General features: G+C 51.2%; 15 protein-coding genes. All 15 read right to left on the bottom strand.

The genetic code is table 11. The annotated features are described in order from the left end of the window. Nucleotides 1-81 precede the first annotated feature (81 nt). Nucleotides 82-951 carry a DNA-processing protein DprA gene (dprA, locus tag D889_RS0100475; RefSeq protein WP_010630967.1) on the bottom strand — a complete coding sequence of 290 codons (870 nt, stop codon included), beginning with the start codon at nt 949-951 and terminating at the stop codon, nt 82-84. A 176-nt stretch (nt 952-1,127) separates the two neighbouring features. After that, nucleotides 1,128-2,036 carry a succinate--CoA ligase subunit alpha gene (sucD, locus tag D889_RS0100480; protein ID WP_010630968.1) on the bottom strand — a complete coding sequence of 303 codons (909 nt, stop codon included), beginning with the start codon at nt 2,034-2,036 and terminating at the stop codon, nt 1,128-1,130. Then, nucleotides 2,033-3,217: an ADP-forming succinate--CoA ligase subunit beta gene (gene sucC / locus D889_RS0100485; protein ID WP_010630969.1), complete on the bottom strand. Its 1,185-nt coding sequence runs from the start codon at nt 3,215-3,217 to the stop codon at nt 2,033-2,035. Before sucC ends, sucD begins: the two co-directional genes overlap by 4 nt. A 447-nt stretch (nt 3,218-3,664) precedes the next feature. After that, nucleotides 3,665-3,943 carry an EscU/YscU/HrcU family type III secretion system export apparatus switch protein gene (locus D889_RS0100490; protein WP_010630970.1) on the bottom strand — a complete coding sequence of 93 codons (279 nt, stop codon included), beginning with the start codon at nt 3,941-3,943 and terminating at the stop codon, nt 3,665-3,667. Beyond that, nucleotides 3,940-5,472 carry a hypothetical protein gene (locus D889_RS0100495; protein WP_010630971.1) on the bottom strand — a complete coding sequence of 511 codons (1,533 nt, stop codon included), beginning with the start codon at nt 5,470-5,472 and terminating at the stop codon, nt 3,940-3,942. Before D889_RS0100495 ends, D889_RS0100490 begins: the two co-directional genes overlap by 4 nt. Before the next feature lie 4 nt (nt 5,473-5,476). Beyond that, nucleotides 5,477-6,262 carry a ribonuclease HII gene (locus D889_RS0100500; RefSeq protein WP_010630972.1) on the bottom strand — a complete coding sequence of 262 codons (786 nt, stop codon included), beginning with the start codon at nt 6,260-6,262 and terminating at the stop codon, nt 5,477-5,479. Between the two features lie 66 nt (nt 6,263-6,328). Next, the gene (ylqF, locus tag D889_RS0100505) at nt 6,329-7,201 is read right to left on the bottom strand and encodes a ribosome biogenesis GTPase YlqF (RefSeq protein WP_010630973.1); all 873 of its coding nucleotides are present in this window, start codon (nt 7,199-7,201) and stop codon (nt 6,329-6,331) included. 213 nt (nt 7,202-7,414) lie between these two features. Beyond that, nucleotides 7,415-7,756 (bottom strand): 50S ribosomal protein L19, encoded by a 342-nt coding sequence (gene rplS / locus D889_RS0100510; protein ID WP_010630974.1) that lies wholly within the window; start codon nt 7,754-7,756, stop codon nt 7,415-7,417. A 134-nt stretch (nt 7,757-7,890) separates the two neighbouring features. Then, on the bottom strand, nt 7,891-8,637 hold the full coding sequence (trmD, locus tag D889_RS0100515) for a tRNA (guanosine(37)-N1)-methyltransferase TrmD (RefSeq protein WP_010630975.1): 747 nt from the start codon (nt 8,635-8,637) through the stop codon (nt 7,891-7,893). After that, on the bottom strand, nt 8,627-9,154 hold the full coding sequence (gene rimM, locus D889_RS0100520; protein WP_010630976.1) for a ribosome maturation factor RimM: 528 nt from the start codon (nt 9,152-9,154) through the stop codon (nt 8,627-8,629). The genes trmD and rimM overlap by 11 nt, the downstream gene beginning before the upstream one ends. A gap of 157 nt (nt 9,155-9,311) precedes the next feature. Then, nucleotides 9,312-9,584, bottom strand: a complete 273-nt coding sequence (gene rpsP / locus D889_RS0100525; RefSeq protein WP_010630977.1) for a 30S ribosomal protein S16 — start codon at nt 9,582-9,584, stop codon at nt 9,312-9,314. A 53-nt stretch (nt 9,585-9,637) separates the two neighbouring features. Beyond that, the gene (gene ffh / locus D889_RS0100530) at nt 9,638-10,981 is read right to left on the bottom strand and encodes a signal recognition particle protein (RefSeq protein WP_010630978.1); all 1,344 of its coding nucleotides are present in this window, start codon (nt 10,979-10,981) and stop codon (nt 9,638-9,640) included. Between the two features lie 11 nt (nt 10,982-10,992). After that, the gene (locus tag D889_RS0100535) at nt 10,993-11,328 is read right to left on the bottom strand and encodes a putative DNA-binding protein (RefSeq protein ID WP_010630979.1); all 336 of its coding nucleotides are present in this window, start codon (nt 11,326-11,328) and stop codon (nt 10,993-10,995) included. 225 nt (nt 11,329-11,553) lie between these two features. Beyond that, a complete protein-coding gene (ftsY, locus tag D889_RS0100540) occupies nt 11,554-12,552 on the bottom strand; it encodes a signal recognition particle-docking protein FtsY (RefSeq protein ID WP_010630980.1) in 999 nt (332 codons plus the stop codon). 40 nt (nt 12,553-12,592) lie between these two features. Next, nucleotides 12,593-16,165, bottom strand: a complete 3,573-nt coding sequence (gene smc, locus D889_RS0100545; protein WP_010630981.1) for a chromosome segregation protein SMC — start codon at nt 16,163-16,165, stop codon at nt 12,593-12,595. Nucleotides 16,166-16,177 lie beyond the last annotated feature (12 nt).

Here is a 16,177-nt window from a genome sequence, read left to right on the forward strand (position 1 = left end):
CCTTGGCAAAACCAGGGTACGGCATTCACCTGATTCTGCATTTTTTCAGACCGGCACAATGGAACATCAGGCTGATCCTTCTCACTCCGGCAGTTCTTCAAGGATATCGTCGGCAGAAGTCACCAGTTTGGCCCCTTGCTGAATCAGCCGGTTGGTACCGGCGCTGCTGGCCTTCAGAATTGAGCCTGGTGCAGCAAAGACCTCCCGGCCCTGTTCGAGCGCCTGGTCGGCAGTAATAAGCGAGCCGCTTCTTTCCTTAGCCTCAATGATCAGTGTGCCCAGGGTGAGTCCGCTGATAATCCGGTTGCGTTCCGGAAAACGCCAGCGTTCCGGACCGGAGAGCGGCGGATATTCACTGATGACAAGCTGCCTTTTAAAAAGTTCGCGGTACAGTTCCAGATGTTGTCGCGGATACGGGGAAAGCAGACCGGATCCCAGTACGGCAATAGTCTTTCCATTTAAGGCAAGGCGATGTGCCATACCGTCAACACCAGCCGCCATGCCGCTGACGATCGTCCATCCGGATTGAATCAGCGGCGCGGTCAGACGTCTGATTACCTGTTCCGCCTCTCTGCTGGGATATCTGGTGCCGACAACGCTGAGCGACTTTTTCGCCTGAAGTAGTTCGATTCTGCCCGCCGCATAGATCATCAGTGGCGGATCGTCAGTACAGCGGAGCAGCGGAGGATAGACGTCTTCATAGATACCAATCATCCGGATGCTTCTGCTTGTGTAATAGTCTTCCGTCTTTCCGACGTCAAACGCGTGGTAATCAGCCAGAAAATTATGGGCATCAGTTGTTTTCATATTCAGTACGCCTGTCAGTTCTTTCAGACTCAGCCGGTTCAGCGTGTCAAGCTGAGGATCGCTCTTCAGTAAAGTGCGAATCGTCTTTCTGCCAATGCCGCGGCAATGATTTAAATGAAATAACTTTCGAGTCAGATGGTCCATTGAGAAATAATCCTTTCCTGTGAGGTTAGTGGGCAGAAAAACATATTCCGATGATTTGTAGGGATTTTCTGATCATTTCCGGGCAGCGCATGCGGGTGTTTAAATGATGAGGTTAAGGAAGAAAAAAGAAGAAAAAATAAAGAGAAGCACGGAGTCATGTGCTTCCCTGCAAGCCATCAGTCAGCAGTAATCAGGCAATCCTGAAGCAAACCGCGTTCTTTCAGTCTGTGCGCCATTGTTTCACCGATATCTGCCGGTGTCTCGGCAACAGCGATCCCATGACTTTTTAAATTACTGATCTTTTCATCCGCTGTTCCTTTGCCGCCGGAAATAATCGCTCCGGCATGCCCCATTCTTTTTCCAGGCGGTGCGGTTCTCCCGCCGATAAATGCAATGAGCGGTTTATCCATGTACCGCTCCGCCCATGCTGCGGCTTCCTCTTCACTCGTGCCGCCGATTTCACCAATCATGACCACTGCATATGTTTCCGGATCCTGATTGAACAGTTTCAGGATATCGACGAAGTTCGTTCCAATGACCGGATCTCCGCCGATCCCTACAGCAGTGGTCTGGCCAATGTTCAATTTGGACAGCTGATCCACTGCCTCATAGGTGAGTGTGCCGGAACGCGAGACAACCCCGACGTGGCCTTTACGGTGAATGTACCCCGGCATGATCCCCACCTTGGACTCTTCAGCAGTCAGAATGCCCGGGCAGTTCGGTCCGATCAGCCGTGTTTCTTTGTCTGCCAGGTACTGTTTCACTTTAACCATATCCAATACCGGAATGCCTTCGGTAATCGTGACAACGAGCGGAATTCCCGCATCCGCTGCCTCCAGAATCGCATCTGCCGCAAATGCCGGCGGGACATAGATGATCGAACAGTTTGCCCCGGTTTCCCGGACAGCATCCTGAACTGTATTAAAGACCGGCAGGCCCAGAACAGAGGTTCCGCCCTTCCCGGGAGTAACCCCGCCGACTACCCTGGTCCCGTACGCCTGCATCTGCTGCGTATGAAACAGACCCTGAGATCCGGTGATTCCCTGTACGATCACCCGGGTATCTTTATTAATCAGAATGCTCATTGGGCTACACCTCCTGCAGTCTGGTCGACGAGTGAGACAATTTTCCCGGCAGCATCAGCCATGTTCCCGGCTGGGGAGATGGCAAGCCCCGAACGTTTGAGAATTTCTTTCCCAAGCGCTACATTGGTCCCCTCAAGTCTGACAACCAGAGGTACATTTAACCCGATGCTTTTGGTTGCGGCAACAATCCCTTCGGCAATGACGTCGCATTTCATAATACCGCCGAAAATATTGACCAGGATCCCTTCAACATGGGGATCAGACAGAATCAGCCGGAATGCCGCTTCCACTTTCTCTTTGCTGGCACCGCCGCCGACATCGAGAAAATTTGCCGGTTCCCCGTGATACGCCTTAATGATGTCCATCGTTGCCATAGCCAGTCCCGCACCGTTGACCATACAGCCGATATTCCCGTCCAGCGCAATATAGTTCAGACCGTATTTTGATGCTTCAATCTCTTTCTGATCTTCTTCATTTGGATCCCGGAGTTCCAGAATATCCTTATGACGAAACAGGCCGTTATCGTCAAAATTCAGTTTTGCATCAAGGGCAACGATCTTTCCCTCCTTCGTCAGCACCAGCGGATTAATTTCAGCAATCGTACAATCCTTCTCGACAAAGACCTGGTATAATCCGAGCATCAATTTGACCGCCTGGTTCACTTTGTCCCCGGGGATACCGATGGCAAATGCCAGACGTCTCGCCTGGAACGGAGCAAGGCCGATCAGAGGATCAATTGTTTCACGAACAATTTTCTCCGGAGTATTCGCCGCAACTTCCTCGATTTCCATCCCGCCTTCGGATGAAGCAATCATCGTTACGCGAGATATTTTTCGATCCAGGACGATGCCAAGATAGTATTCTTTATCAATGGCACTTCCCTCTTCGATGAGCAGGCGCCGGACTTCTTTTCCTTCCCGACCTGTCTGGTGGGTCACCAATACCTTCCCGAGCAGTTCCGTAGCAGCTTCACTCACCTGTTCCGGAGAGTGGACAACTTTCACACCTCCGGCCTTTCCCCTTCCCCCGGCATGAATCTGGGCCTTCACGACATAAGCAGATGAACCGATCGCTGCCGCGGCTTCTCCAGCCTCCTCCGGTGTAAAGGCAACCGATCCCCGCGGCACCGCCACACGATAATCCTTCAGCAGCTGTTTACCCTGATACTCGTGGATTTTCATACATTCCCCTTCTTTCAGCAGATCGAATGATCCGGGCTATGTAAGCCCTTTCTTTTTTAGTATAATCGTGTTTAAAATCATTTGTCCACTAATTTGTCACAATTACGCCACGAGATGTTCAAACAATTATCGCCTTATTTAGACCTTTTTTCGTCGAATTGTGGTTAAGCCCTGTCTGTTGGTCGTAACGCAGATGCTCACTTCCAGGTGATGCTCATCAGCGTCGTTTCAGTGTTTTCATGAAAGGGAGGATTGAATGGAATTTGATGCGCAAAGTGTCCTTTATCTTTCGGATTGGCTTTGTTCAATAGGATTTCTGCGAGAATAGCAAGCACTTGCTGCCATAACGACAGCGAGGTTAACAAAGTATTGGGATTAAGTTAGAGATGGGTTGCATTGGGTTAAAATAGCGGTAGTCTTCATGAATGTATTCAAAGCAGCGAGAAATTATTTGTTTTTTTCGTCAATTCGATAAATATAAGAAAAAATTTCCGCCACCGCTCCGTACAGCTCGGGCGGAATCATTTCATTCAGATCCAGGCCGGACAGCATTGAAACAAGACCGGGATCCTTCTGAACCGGGATATCGGCTTCCCTGGCCTTATCAATGATTTTTTTCGCAACGTTCCCTTCTCCTTTAGCACTCACATACGGCGCCTGGTCCTGACCTTTGACATAATTCAGCGCGACTGCTTTTTTTCGCGTACTCATCGGTTCTTTTTTCATATTCTCAGATCCAGATTATAATTTGATACAGCAAGCGGCTGCTGCGCTTTTTCAGCGAGCCGGCGGTTGATCTTTTGTGTCTGATGAACCGAAAGCAGATGATAGTTCAGGGCGGATAGCTGATCGCGGAGTTCCGGTTCCGTGTCTTTAAGCAGTGTCTGCAAATCAGCTGTTTCATTTTGCACATTCACTGAAATGCGCCGGTTCTGGACATTGACGGTGATTAGGGTTTCGTGCAGGTGGGTCAGTTCCAGATGGAGAAGGATCACGCATGAATCCGGATCCAGTTTTCCTTGTTTGTCCCTCCTGCCTTCCCAGTAAACGGAAAGATTCTTCACTTTATTTTGGATGGGTACAGGTACCTGGAAGGAAAACTGGGCGATAAGCGGATCGGAAGAAACCATTTGCAGCTGCTGCCCGGTAATTTTCCCAAGAGCTTCACCGGCAAGCTGCCTGACTCCGGCCGGTGCGTGCACATCATCCGACAAAGCCAAAAGTCTTTCCTTGAGCGAGCCCGTTGCCTGAACCGTGCCATCAATCGACAGCTGGTTCCTCAGACTATGCTCTTCATTAAATCCGAGGGCCTCTAGTGTTTTAAATAAAATACCGATCGGGGTACGCCCGTTTGCAGTCTGGAGGAGTGTCTGAATCGCCGGCTGCGCCAGCAGCAGCTGGTGGTAACGGGAAAGAAACTGATCCGGCTGCATCCGGACAGCCAGTTTATTCAATAGATTCGCAGCATCCGGCACGGACATCGAGCTGTTGATAAACTCAGCCATGGCGTTCGAGTCATCATGAAATGCCGGTACGCTGTTTTGAAAAAAATCCCGGAGAAGCTGCGCTGATTGTTCGCGGCCAATCAGGCCGGCTGTCATCACCGGATCGGGGAAACCGTCGGTCTTTTCAAGATCCGAAATCGACTGATTTACTGCCAGCATGGACGGCGTGGATAATGATGACGCCGCAATCTCTTTTTGCAGGCTGCTCAATTGTCCTGTCAGTGACTTCTGCTGCATCAGCTGAACCGCAGTATTGAAAAAAGGTTTTGTCAGCGGCAGATGACGATTGACCAGCCAGCCGACGGCACGCAGACTGTCGGACACACCGGCAGTGCTGCCGGCAAGGGATTCGGCGGAAACCAGTTGGCTCCGGGACAGTGGTTCGCCGCTGTCCAGAAATATTTTTGCCAGTCCGCGGTTGGCCGGAGTGTCTTTCAGTTGAAAGGCATCTAACAGGTCGCGGACCATCGAGAGCGGCGACGACTTCTCCTGCTGCAATTCATTCCGGTGTCCGACAACGACCGCGGTCGGCGGATGGCTGTCCGCCTGTTTGATCTGGAACAAATAGTCGCCCCCGATTTTCAGAGGTGGCTGAAGTGCTGTGACTCTGGCTATACTCTTTCGCGCGCCGAGCTGAACAATTGCCGTTCTGTCCGGAAGAATATCGAGCACTTTGCCCCGGAGAATCTGTTCCGGAACATAAGTTCCGATCATTTGACTCTGACTCACGGCATATGGCTGGAAATTCATCGAATCACCTTCTGTCTTCTGTCCGTATGACCGCCGCGACCGGTGAAAAACTAAGTCTGTGTTCCGGACAGGCCCCATAGGTCTTCAGGGCTGCAAGATGCTGTGGCGTGCCATAGCCCTTGTTTCCGGCAAAACCATATTCCGGATAGCGCTGATCCAGATCATTCATCAACCGGTCCCGGGTTACCTTCGCCAGGATCGAAGCAGCAGCAACGGAATTGCTTCGGGCATCACCCTTGATCAGGGAAAGCTGCGGCACCGATACAGGCAGTTTCATCGCATCAATCAGCAAAAATTCCGGATGCCGGGCCATGTGTTCGAATGCCCTGGTCATCGCCAGACGCGCCGCCTCATAAATGTTGATCCGGTCGATGTCCCTCGCTGAGACACGGCCGATGCCATAAGCTGACGCAGATGCCACAATCTGGTCGAAAAGCCGGTCTCTCTCCGGTGCCGTAAGCTGTTTTGAGTCATTGACGCCCGGGAGCACCGCATCCGGATCAAGCATGACACAGGCAGCAATGACCGGGCCGGCGAGCGGGCCGCGTCCGGCTTCATCAATTCCGGCGACCTGTCGGATGCCTTTCTGGTACAAATCGTTTTCAAAATGGTTCATTTTATGGAACCGATCGATCAGTGCCTGCCTGCGGTGCTGCCTTCTGTCCCAGATTTCCAGCAAATGCCGAACACCTTTTCTTGAGTCGCTGTTCAGTTTCCTGCGCGTTTCATCCGATAGAAAATCAACCTGTTCCAGCTGTTTCCTGATCTCGGCGATTGACGGACCGGACATAGATCTTCCCCTTCTCTGTTTTATATATCGGTTCCTGCTCGCCTGGTGTTTATCTCTTTTTTCTCATTAATGAGGAAGTTCCAGTGTCAGGTGGCCGAGTTTCCGGCTCCGGTAATCACGGACGATGATTTCCGCTGTCCGGTCGAAATCAACGCGGCCTCCGCTCATCAGGCATCCGCGGTTTTTCCCGATCGTTTCCAACAGTCTGATCATGAGGTCCTGATCATCATGGTTCCCGGTTAATTCCGGTAAGTCACTGAGGTGATAGCGCGCTGCCAGCGGTTCACGATAGCGTCTGAGCATCGTTTTAATCAGGAAAAAGGCGATCTCCTGAAAATCGAGCAACTCCTCTTTAATCGCCCCGGTTGCCGCCAGCAACATGCCTGTCTTCGGATCCTCAAACTTCGGCCACAGAATCCCTGGTGTATCCAGGAGTTCCATTGTTTTTCCAACTTTAATCCATTGCTGGGCGGTGGTGACGCCCGGCCGGTCGGCGATTTTGGCTATCTTTTTCCCGGCAAGCCGGTTAATGAGTGTCGATTTCCCGACATTTGGAATCCCAAGAATCAGCGCCCGATCGGGATGGGGACGGAACCCCTTTTCTTCCATGCGCTTCCGCCGTGCCGCGGTAAGCCGGTGAACACTTCCGGCAATCGCCGACGTGCCCTGCCCGTTCTGACTGTTCACCAGATGCACCGTCAGTCCGTTGTTTTCAAAATGTGCTTTCCAGGCAGCTGTCGCTTCCGGGTCAGCCATGTCTGTCTTATTCAAAAGGAGCAGCCTTGGCTTGCCGGAGACAATTTCATCAACAAGTGGGTTGCGTGATGCGGCCGGAATACGACTGTCAACCAGCTCAATGACGACGTCGATTTGCCTGATTTTCTCACTCATTTCTCTTTTCGCCCTGGCCATGTGCCCGGGATACCATTGGAGATTCATCGTCAGCCTCCTCATCGAAAGATCATGTTTTGAATCCATTTTTCAGCTTCAGTTAAATTGCCTGCTGTCTTACGCCCCAAACAATGGAGTAATACAAAACAATAGTATTTTTAAATAAAGCCATGTTAAAAAAAGGCGATTGTCAAAAAAAAGAGCCGGGATTTCCCCAAGCCCTTTTTCCGACTATACACTTTGTTGTCTGAACGCTTTTCGTTATCTGCTCTTGATACGCGCCTTTTTGCCGCGCAGTGCACGCAGATAATACAGTTTTGCGCGACGTACTTTGCCGAGACGAACCACTTCGATCTTTGCAATCTTCGGCGAGTTTACCGGAAAAGCACGTTCCACACCGACACCGTAAGAGATCTTGCGGACAGTAAATGTCGCACTGACCCCGGCACCATGACGCTTGATGACAACACCTTCAAACACCTGAATACGCTCGTGGCTGCCTTCAGTGATTTTTACATGCACCTTAAGCGTGTCACCAGGTCTGAATTCAGGAATATCTGAACGAAGTTGTTCCTTTGTGATTTCATCGATAACATTTGACATAACGATCATGGCCTCCTTCCATACAGATGCTCATCCAGTCCTGTCGACTCAGCGGAACATCGTCGTTGACTTGCAATTGCCACGAGTTAAATAGTACCACAACCGGACCGGCTCATGCAAGCTGTTTCAGCAAATCACTTGCCGCGGGAACGCGCTCTTTCGAATTCGCTGATCCATTTTCGCTCCTGATCCGTATAGACCCGGTTCGCCAGCATATCCGGACGGCGCAGGAAAGTTCTTTTCAGTGATTCTTTATGGCGCCATTCGGCGATCCGCTCATGATTCCCGGAAAGCAGCACTTCAGGAACCTGCATACCGCGAAAGTCGGCCGGGCGCGTGTAATGCGGATGCTCCAGCAGTCCTTCGGAAAAAGATTCGGTAACTGCAGACACCGCATTGCCCAGCACACCCGGGAGCAGCCGGACGATGCTGTCGATCATGGCCATCGCTGCCAGTTCACCACCGGTCATCACAAAATCACCGATTGAATACTCATCGGTTGCCAGGCGGCGCGGGATGCGCTCATCGAAACCCTCATAATGGCCGCAAATGAAGATCAGCCTCTGCTCTTTGGACAGCTTCTCAGCATCTTTCTGGACAAAAGGTTTGCCCTGCGGTGAAGTGAGAATGACACGCGGTTCTGCCGGATCTGCCGAACGGACGGCATCAACCGCGTCAAACAGCGGCTGCGGCATCAATACCATCCCCGCTCCGCCGCCGAACGGATAATCGTCCACTTTATTGTGTTTATTCGTCGTAAAATCCCGGAAATTCGTGATATGGTAACTGACCGCACCTTTTTCCTGAGCTTTCCCAAGCATTGATCCGTTCAGTACGCCTGGAAACATTTCAGGAAAAAGGGTCAGTACATCAATCCTCATCATCAATCAGCCCCGGAATCAGATGCACGGTCACACGTTTTCCCGGAACATCCACATGGCGCACCACATCTATAATATATGGAATCAGAATATCTTTTCCGCCACTGTCGACGACCCAGACGTCGTTGGCACCCGGAGAAAGAATTTCTTTGATTCGACCAAGCTCCCTGCCCTCTTCAGTATAAACCTCAGCACCGATGATCTCGTAATAGTAGAAATCCCCGTCGTCCTCCAGCCTGGGCAGCTGATCCCTGGAGATAAACAGTGCGCTGCCCTTGAGCTTCTCCACTTCGTTAATCGTCGGATAGCCTTCAAATAAAAGGCAGTCGAAAGGAGCGCGCCGGCTGTAGCCAGCCACTGTCAGTGGAAGATAACCGGATGACGGTTCTTTCTGTGCATACAAAACGGCACCGGATGCAAACCGTTCTTCCGGAAAATCGGTGACGCTGATCACTTTCACTTCGCCCTTAATTCCTCTTGTATTCACAATCTTGCCGACATACTGCCACTCTGTCACGCAAATTCCTCCTTATGGCATCCGTCTGTTTCCTTTATCGTGTATGTGCCCTGAAAATCTTGCCTGCCGGCTATGTATGGCGAAAAAGAGAAGGGCAGACCTTTCCCCTTCTCTTTTCACATCATCATCCAACTGGGTTATTCCGGATTATTCCGGATTATTTCTGAAGCTTTGCGTTGTGGAATTTCTCCATAAGCCCGTTTTTGGAAAAAAGATTACGGACCGTATCGGACGGCTGTGCACCCTTCTGCAGCCAGTCGAGCGCTTTATCTTCATTGATGGTAAACGCCTTAGGGGTGGAAACCGGATTGTAAGTACCGATTTCTTCAATAAAACGGCCGTCACGCGGTGAGCGTGAATCAGCTACGACAACTCTGTAAAAAGGACGCTTTTTAGCACCCATACGTTTCAGACGAATTTTAACAGACATTACTGACACCTTCCTGATTCTTGTGAATTTTTTTAATCATGCTGACGATCAGATCACATAAACGGCATATTAAACGGATTGGCGCGTCTTTTCCCTTTGCCGCCCATGAACTGCTTCATCATTTTCTTCATATCTTTGAATTGTTTCAGCAGGCGGTTCACATCGGCAATCGATGTTCCGCTGCCCAGTGCGATGCGTTTCCTGCGGCTTGCATTAATGATGTCCGGATCGTTCTTTTCCAGAGGCGTCATCGAACGGATCATGGCTTCAACCTGATCGATTTTCTTCTCATCGATCTGCATGTTCTTCATACCCTTGAACTTGTTCGCGCCCGGCATCATCGCCAGCAGATCCTGCAGCGGGCCCATCTTCCGGATCTGGCCGATCTGTTCCAGAAAGTCATCCAGTGTGAAACTGACTGTCTGCAGCTTTTTGGCCATCTCTCTGGCTTTTTCTTCATCAACTGTGTTCTGTGCTTTTTCGATCAGAGAGAGCACATCGCCCATGCCGAGAATACGTGAAGCCATGCGATCCGGATGAAAAGGTTCGAGCGCGTCCATCTTTTCGCCCATACCGACAAACTTGATCGGTTTGCCGGTTACCGAGCGGATGGAAAGCGCCGCACCGCCACGGGTATCGCCGTCAAGTTTGGTCATGATCACACCGGTAATATCCAGCCGGTCATTAAAGGCGCCTGCGACATTCACCGCATCCTGACCGGTCATTGCATCGACGACCAGGAAGATCTCATCCGGATGACTGACCGACTTGATCTGTTCCAGCTCTTCCATCAGTGCGTCATCCACATGAAGACGCCCTGCAGTATCAATCATGACCAGATCATTGTGATCGGTCTGCGCCTGTTCCAGACCCTGGCGGACAATGTCTACCGGATTCACCTGATCACCGAGTGAGAAAACCGGAATATCCAGCTGCCGGCCAAGAGTCTGCAACTGCTTGATCGCTGCCGGCCGGTAAATGTCGGCGGCAATCATCAGCGGCTTTTTGTTATGCGCCTTCCGGATATAATTGGCCAGCTTGGCCGCAGATGTCGTCTTGCCGGCACCCTGAAGGCCGACAAACAGGATCACCGTCGGGGGCTTGAGGGCAAAATTCAGCTTGGTCTGTTCTCCGCCCATTAATTCCGTCAGTTCGTCCTGAACAACTTTAATGATCTGCTGACCGGGGGTAAGGCTTTTAAGTACTTCCTGGCCGATAGCCCGTTCCTGAACCCGTTTGACAAAAGTCTTAACCACTTTAAAGTTAACATCGGCTTCAAGAAGAGCCAGACGGATCTCCCGGGTCATCTGCTTGACATCGGCTTCCGACACCTTGCCTTTGCCGCGGATTTTTCGCATCGCTGACTGGAGCCTGTCGGATAAACTTTCAAAGGCCATATCGCTCACTCCTAATCCAATTTCTCGAGCCGGTCGAGAACCGAATCCACACTCCGGCGCGCATCATTGCTCATTCTCGCGGACTTGTCCCTGAGTTCCCGGATCAATGCGGTCCTGGACTGATATTTCCGAAAAAGGCCAAGCTTTGATTCGAGCGACTCCAGCGTTTTTTCGGCCCTCTTCAGGTTGTCATAAACAGCCTGACGAGTGACATGGCAGTTCTCTGCAATCTCGCCGAGTGAAAGATCATTCAAATAGTACAGATCCAGGTACTCCTGCTGCTTCGGGGTAAGAAGAGGCTGATAAAAATCATATAAGGCATTGACTCGTAAAATTTTTTCAAGCATTACAATAACCCCTTGACTGTAAAGGCGATTGACTTTACTGGATTATCTTACCGGAATCACGGGGACCTGTCAAGTTTTTTTCTTTACTTCAGGCTCTGTTAAATTTGGCAACGGTTTTCCGTTGCAGGCGCCCGCTGTTCCCTCAAAGGGCCGTACACCTTCCGCTCGAAGCATTGGGGTGACAAAACGATTTTTTTAAATCAGAGCTTATTTTAAAGAAATCTGTCAGTGATTCTCCTGTTCTCCGGAATCAGTGAACAGTTCTGAAAAAAGCCCATAAAGGAAAGCATCTGCATCGAATGTCTGCAGGTCGTTGATTTTTTCACCAAGACCGACCAGTTTTACGGGAAGATTGAGCTCATGGCGAATACCGAGGACAATGCCGCCTTTCGCTGTGCCGTCGAGTTTAGTCAGGACGATGCCGGTTACATCCGACGCCTGCCGGAATAATTTAGCCTGATTCAGCGCATTCTGGCCGGTTGTCGCATCGAGAACCAGCAGTACTTCCTGCGGAGCCCCGGGACATTCACGCTGGATCACCCGTTTGATTTTCTCCAGTTCCTTCATTAAATTAACTTTGTTTTGCAGACGGCCTGCCGTATCACAAAGCAGCACATCGGTGTTCCGTGATTTTGCCGCTTTAATGGCGTCATAAATCACCGATGCGGGATCGGAGCCTTCCTGATGCCGGATGACATCGACACCGGCCCGGTCACCCCAGACTTGCAGCTGGTCAATCGCGCCGGCGCGGAAGGTATCTGCTGCCGCAAGCAGGACCGACCGGCCTTCGCTCCTGAACCGTGCGGCGAGTTTCCCGACCGTTGTCGTTTTTCCTGCCCCGTTGACGCCGACCATCAGAATCACCGTCAGACCGTCCGGATTCAGGCGAAGCTGCGTATCCTGTTTATCCTTCGTCAGAAAGTCGGAGAGCACTTCGACAATGACGGTTTTCAGCTGCTCCGTATCTTTGATATTCCGTGTTCTTGACTCATCCTTGAGTTTCTCGACCAGATCCAGAACCGTCGTCACACCGACATCCGACTCAATCAGCAAATCTTCAAGTTCTTCAAAAAAGTCCTCATCAACTTTACGATAGCGTTTGACCAGATTATTCATTCCGTCCGAAAAAGATTTTCTCGTCTTGCTCAGACCATCTTTGAATTTTTCCGAGACAGATTCGGTGCTTCCGGTTATTTTTGCTTTGATTCGGTCAAAAAAATTCATCTGCTGTTCCCTCCCCTGACTAGTGGCCGTTTAAAAAGATTCATCCATTTTCCGCGGACAGCAGTTCCTCAGTTTCTTCGAGCCGGACAGAAACCAGTTTACTGATACCGGATTCCTGCATCGTTACACCGTACAGCACATCCGCATGTTCCATCGTCCCGTGCCGGTGCGTGACCACGATAAACTGAGTCTCCGTACTGAATTTCTTCAGGAACCGCGCATACCGGTCGACGTTGGCATCATCCAGTGCCGCTTCGACTTCATCAAGCACGCAGAAGGGAACCGGACGGACTTTAAGAATTGAAAAGAGAAGTGCAATGGCGGTCAGCGCGCGCTCACCGCCTGAAAGCAGGGAAAGCCGCTGCAGCTTCTTTCCCGGCGGTTCAGCGAATATGTCCACACCGCTGCCGAGCAGGTCATGCGGATCAATCAGTCGCAGATCCGCCTGACCGCCGCCAAACAGTTCACGGAAGATGATCTGGAAATGACCGCGAATTTTTTTAAATGTTGCCGAGAAGCGCTGTTCGACTTCCTGATCCATTTCAGTCATCACATTTTCCAGTGTCTGACGGGCTTTCAGCAGATCATCCCGCTGTGAGGACAGGAACTGCTGGCGTTCGAGGACATTTTCATATTCCTCAATGGCACCGACGTTCACCGTGCCCAGTTCTTCAATCGCCCGTTTAATCAGCCGGACTTTTTTCCGTGCAGCCTCCGGATCCATCTTCAGCGGATAATCGGCTCTTGCTGCTTCAAAAGTCATCTGATAGTCCTGACGCAGTGTATCGATCAAATGGTCGAGCTGGACATCAAAGCGGCCGAGTCTGACGTTCTCCTGCTGCAGCGCTTCGCTCAGTCCGGCGGCTGCCAGCCGTTCCTCATGAATGGCCTGTTCTCGTTTTGAAAGTGCTCCCTGCGCCGTTTCCCGTTCTTTCTTTTTCTGCGCCAGGGTCTTCATCAGCCGTTCCTTTGTCTCTTTCGCCCGGTGAATGTCCGCTGCTATTTTTTCACTGCTCAGCGATTGCTGGTCAAGGTCGGAGGCCATCTGAACAATCGAGTTTTGCAAAGCTTCGGCACTTGCCGCCAGGTCATCCACGCGGCGGTGCATCTGCTCTCTTGTTTCCTTGAGATGCAGCACTTTCTCATTCTGAGAGGCAAAGTGTACTTTGAGCGCCGTCATTTCCTCCTGAAGCGCGGATTTGGCCGAATCCCTGTCCTCTCTTGCAGCGGTCAGACGGTTTATCTCTTCGGTCAGCCGGTCGCCATCCTTGACTGCGGCAGCCAGATTTTCCGCTAATTCGCCAAGCCTCTGCGTTATTTTTCGGCTTTCAGCATCAAAGTCATGGTTCTCTCTGGCAAGCAGCTGATAGCGATCAGTCGCGTTCTTCTCCACCGCTGCCGCTTCCCGTAGTGCATCTTCGAGATCACGGTATGCTTCAGCCGCAGACTGAACCGATTGTCTCTGCTTTTCTGCTTCGAGTTCCTCTGCTGCAATGTGCTGTTTGAGGCTGGAGAAAGCCTCACGCAGCTCGCCCTGCTTCTTCTTCATTTCCTTAATTTGTCCGGCAATCTGTTCGATCTCCGATTCGCGGCCGATCAGACCGGCACCATTTTTCTTCAGACTTCCTCCGGTCATGGCGCCGCCGGGAGCGATAACATCGCCTTTCAAAGTCACGATACGGTATTTATAGCCGGCAAGCCTGGCCAGTTCATTCGCGCCTTGAAGATTTTCAGCAATCATCACGTGCCCGAGCAAGTGGGCAATCACCGCATGAAATCTCGAATCGCACGCCACCAGTTCATCCGCCGGACCGATGAATGATGAATGCGCCTGCGCCCGCACTCGATCGGCCTGAGCGATCGAACGGGCTTTCATTACCGACACCGGAAGGAAGGTGGCACGTCCCGCCTGACGTTCCCTGAGAAAACGGATCGCCTGGCGGCCGGCATTTTCATCAGTCACAATAATATTCTGGGAAGCTCCGCCCAGAGCGACTTCAATCGCTGTCCGATAGGGTTCATCGACCCTGATCAGTTCGGCCACAGCGCCGAGAATACCGCGGAGACGGGCTTTGTTTTTGAGAACTGTCCGGACGCCCTGATAAAAACCGGCATAGTCCTCCTTCAGCGACTCGAGCATATCCTTTCGGGAAGTCGCCTGTTCGATCAGACGGCCGATTTTCCCGACTGCCTCTTTCTGCCTGTCGTAGCGCTCACGGTCAGCTTCAAGCGCTGCTGCTTGTGCCGAGTACTTCTGCTGCATGTCCCGGCCTTCCCCGGCTTTCTGCCCGAGCTGCTCCTCCAGTTCCTGTTTCTTCTTTCGCGCGTCCTCTGCGGTCTTCCGCGCGGAACCGGTACGCGTCCCGGTCTGGTTCCGTTTCTGATCCAGTCCGGACAGCCGGTCGTTCAGATACCGCTGCTCATTTTTCATTGATGCCTGTTGATTCAGTGTCTCAATGTAGTCCCCTTTGAGCTGTTCGATCCGGCCGTCCAGATGCTCATCCAGTTGATCGGCATCGTGCCGTTTGCCGGCCAGTTGTTTATTTAATGCATCCAGCTGCGCCTTTGCCCGGCGATAGTCTTCGTCTGTCTGATTCAGTTCCAGGCGTTCCGATGCCAGCTGCTTTTTCAGGATGGTCAATCGGTCGTTCATCTCGAAGGAAGTTGTTTGCGCATGTTTCTTCCGTTCGGCAAGCACTTCTTTCCGGCCGATGATTTTCTCAAGATATTCACCGGATTCAGCCAGTTTTGCCTGATCGGATTCAATGGAACGGTCAAGCTGTTCCAAAAGATTTCGTTTTTCCTGATAAACCTGCTCACTGCTTTTGAGCCTTTCGCTGCGTTTGTTTTTTTCTGTTTCAAGCTCTGCGCTGCGTTTCTTCGATTTTTCCCACTCTTCATGCATCCCGGCAATGTCGTGCGCCAGAAGGGCAATATCTGCTTCTTCAAGTTCATCTTTTTTTGAAAGGTAATCTTTTGCGATTGACGATTGCCTGGCCAGAGGTTCAATCCGGCTCTCCAGCTCGTGTAAAATATCTTCAACCCGGTTGAGATCGTCCGCCGAGTCGTCAAGTTTCTTTTCTGCGGTTTGTTTCCTTAATTTATACTTCAGGACGCCGGCCGCTTCCTCGAAAATTTTCCGCTTTTCCTCGGCTTTACTGTTCAGAATCTCATCGATTTTTCCCTGACCGATAACGGAATAGGCTTCACGTCCGAGTCCTGAATCCATAAACAGATCTACAATATCCTTCAGTCTGCAGCTCTGACGGTTCAGAAGAAACTCACTCTCTCCGGAACGGTAGACACGCCGCGTGACACTGATTTCACTGTAGTCTGTGGGAAGATAGTGGTCCTGATTATCCAGAGTGAGCGTCACTTCCGCCATATTCACCGCTTTGCGGGAATCACTGCCGGAGAAAATAATATCTTCCATCTTAGCACCGCGCAGCGATTTAGCCGACTGTTCGCCGAGCACCCAGCGAATAGCCTCGGTAATATTGCTTTTCCCGCTGCCATTAGGGCCCACTACTGCGGTAACCCCGGGAACAAACGCAACAGATGTTTTATTCGCGAAGGATTTAAATCCTGACACATCCAGCCGCTTAAGAAACATCCTGATTCCCCC

The organism is Sporolactobacillus vineae DSM 21990 = SL153 (genome assembly GCF_000377985.1).
GTDB classification, from domain to species: Bacteria; Bacillota; Bacilli; order Bacillales; family Sporolactobacillaceae; genus Sporolactobacillus; species Sporolactobacillus vineae.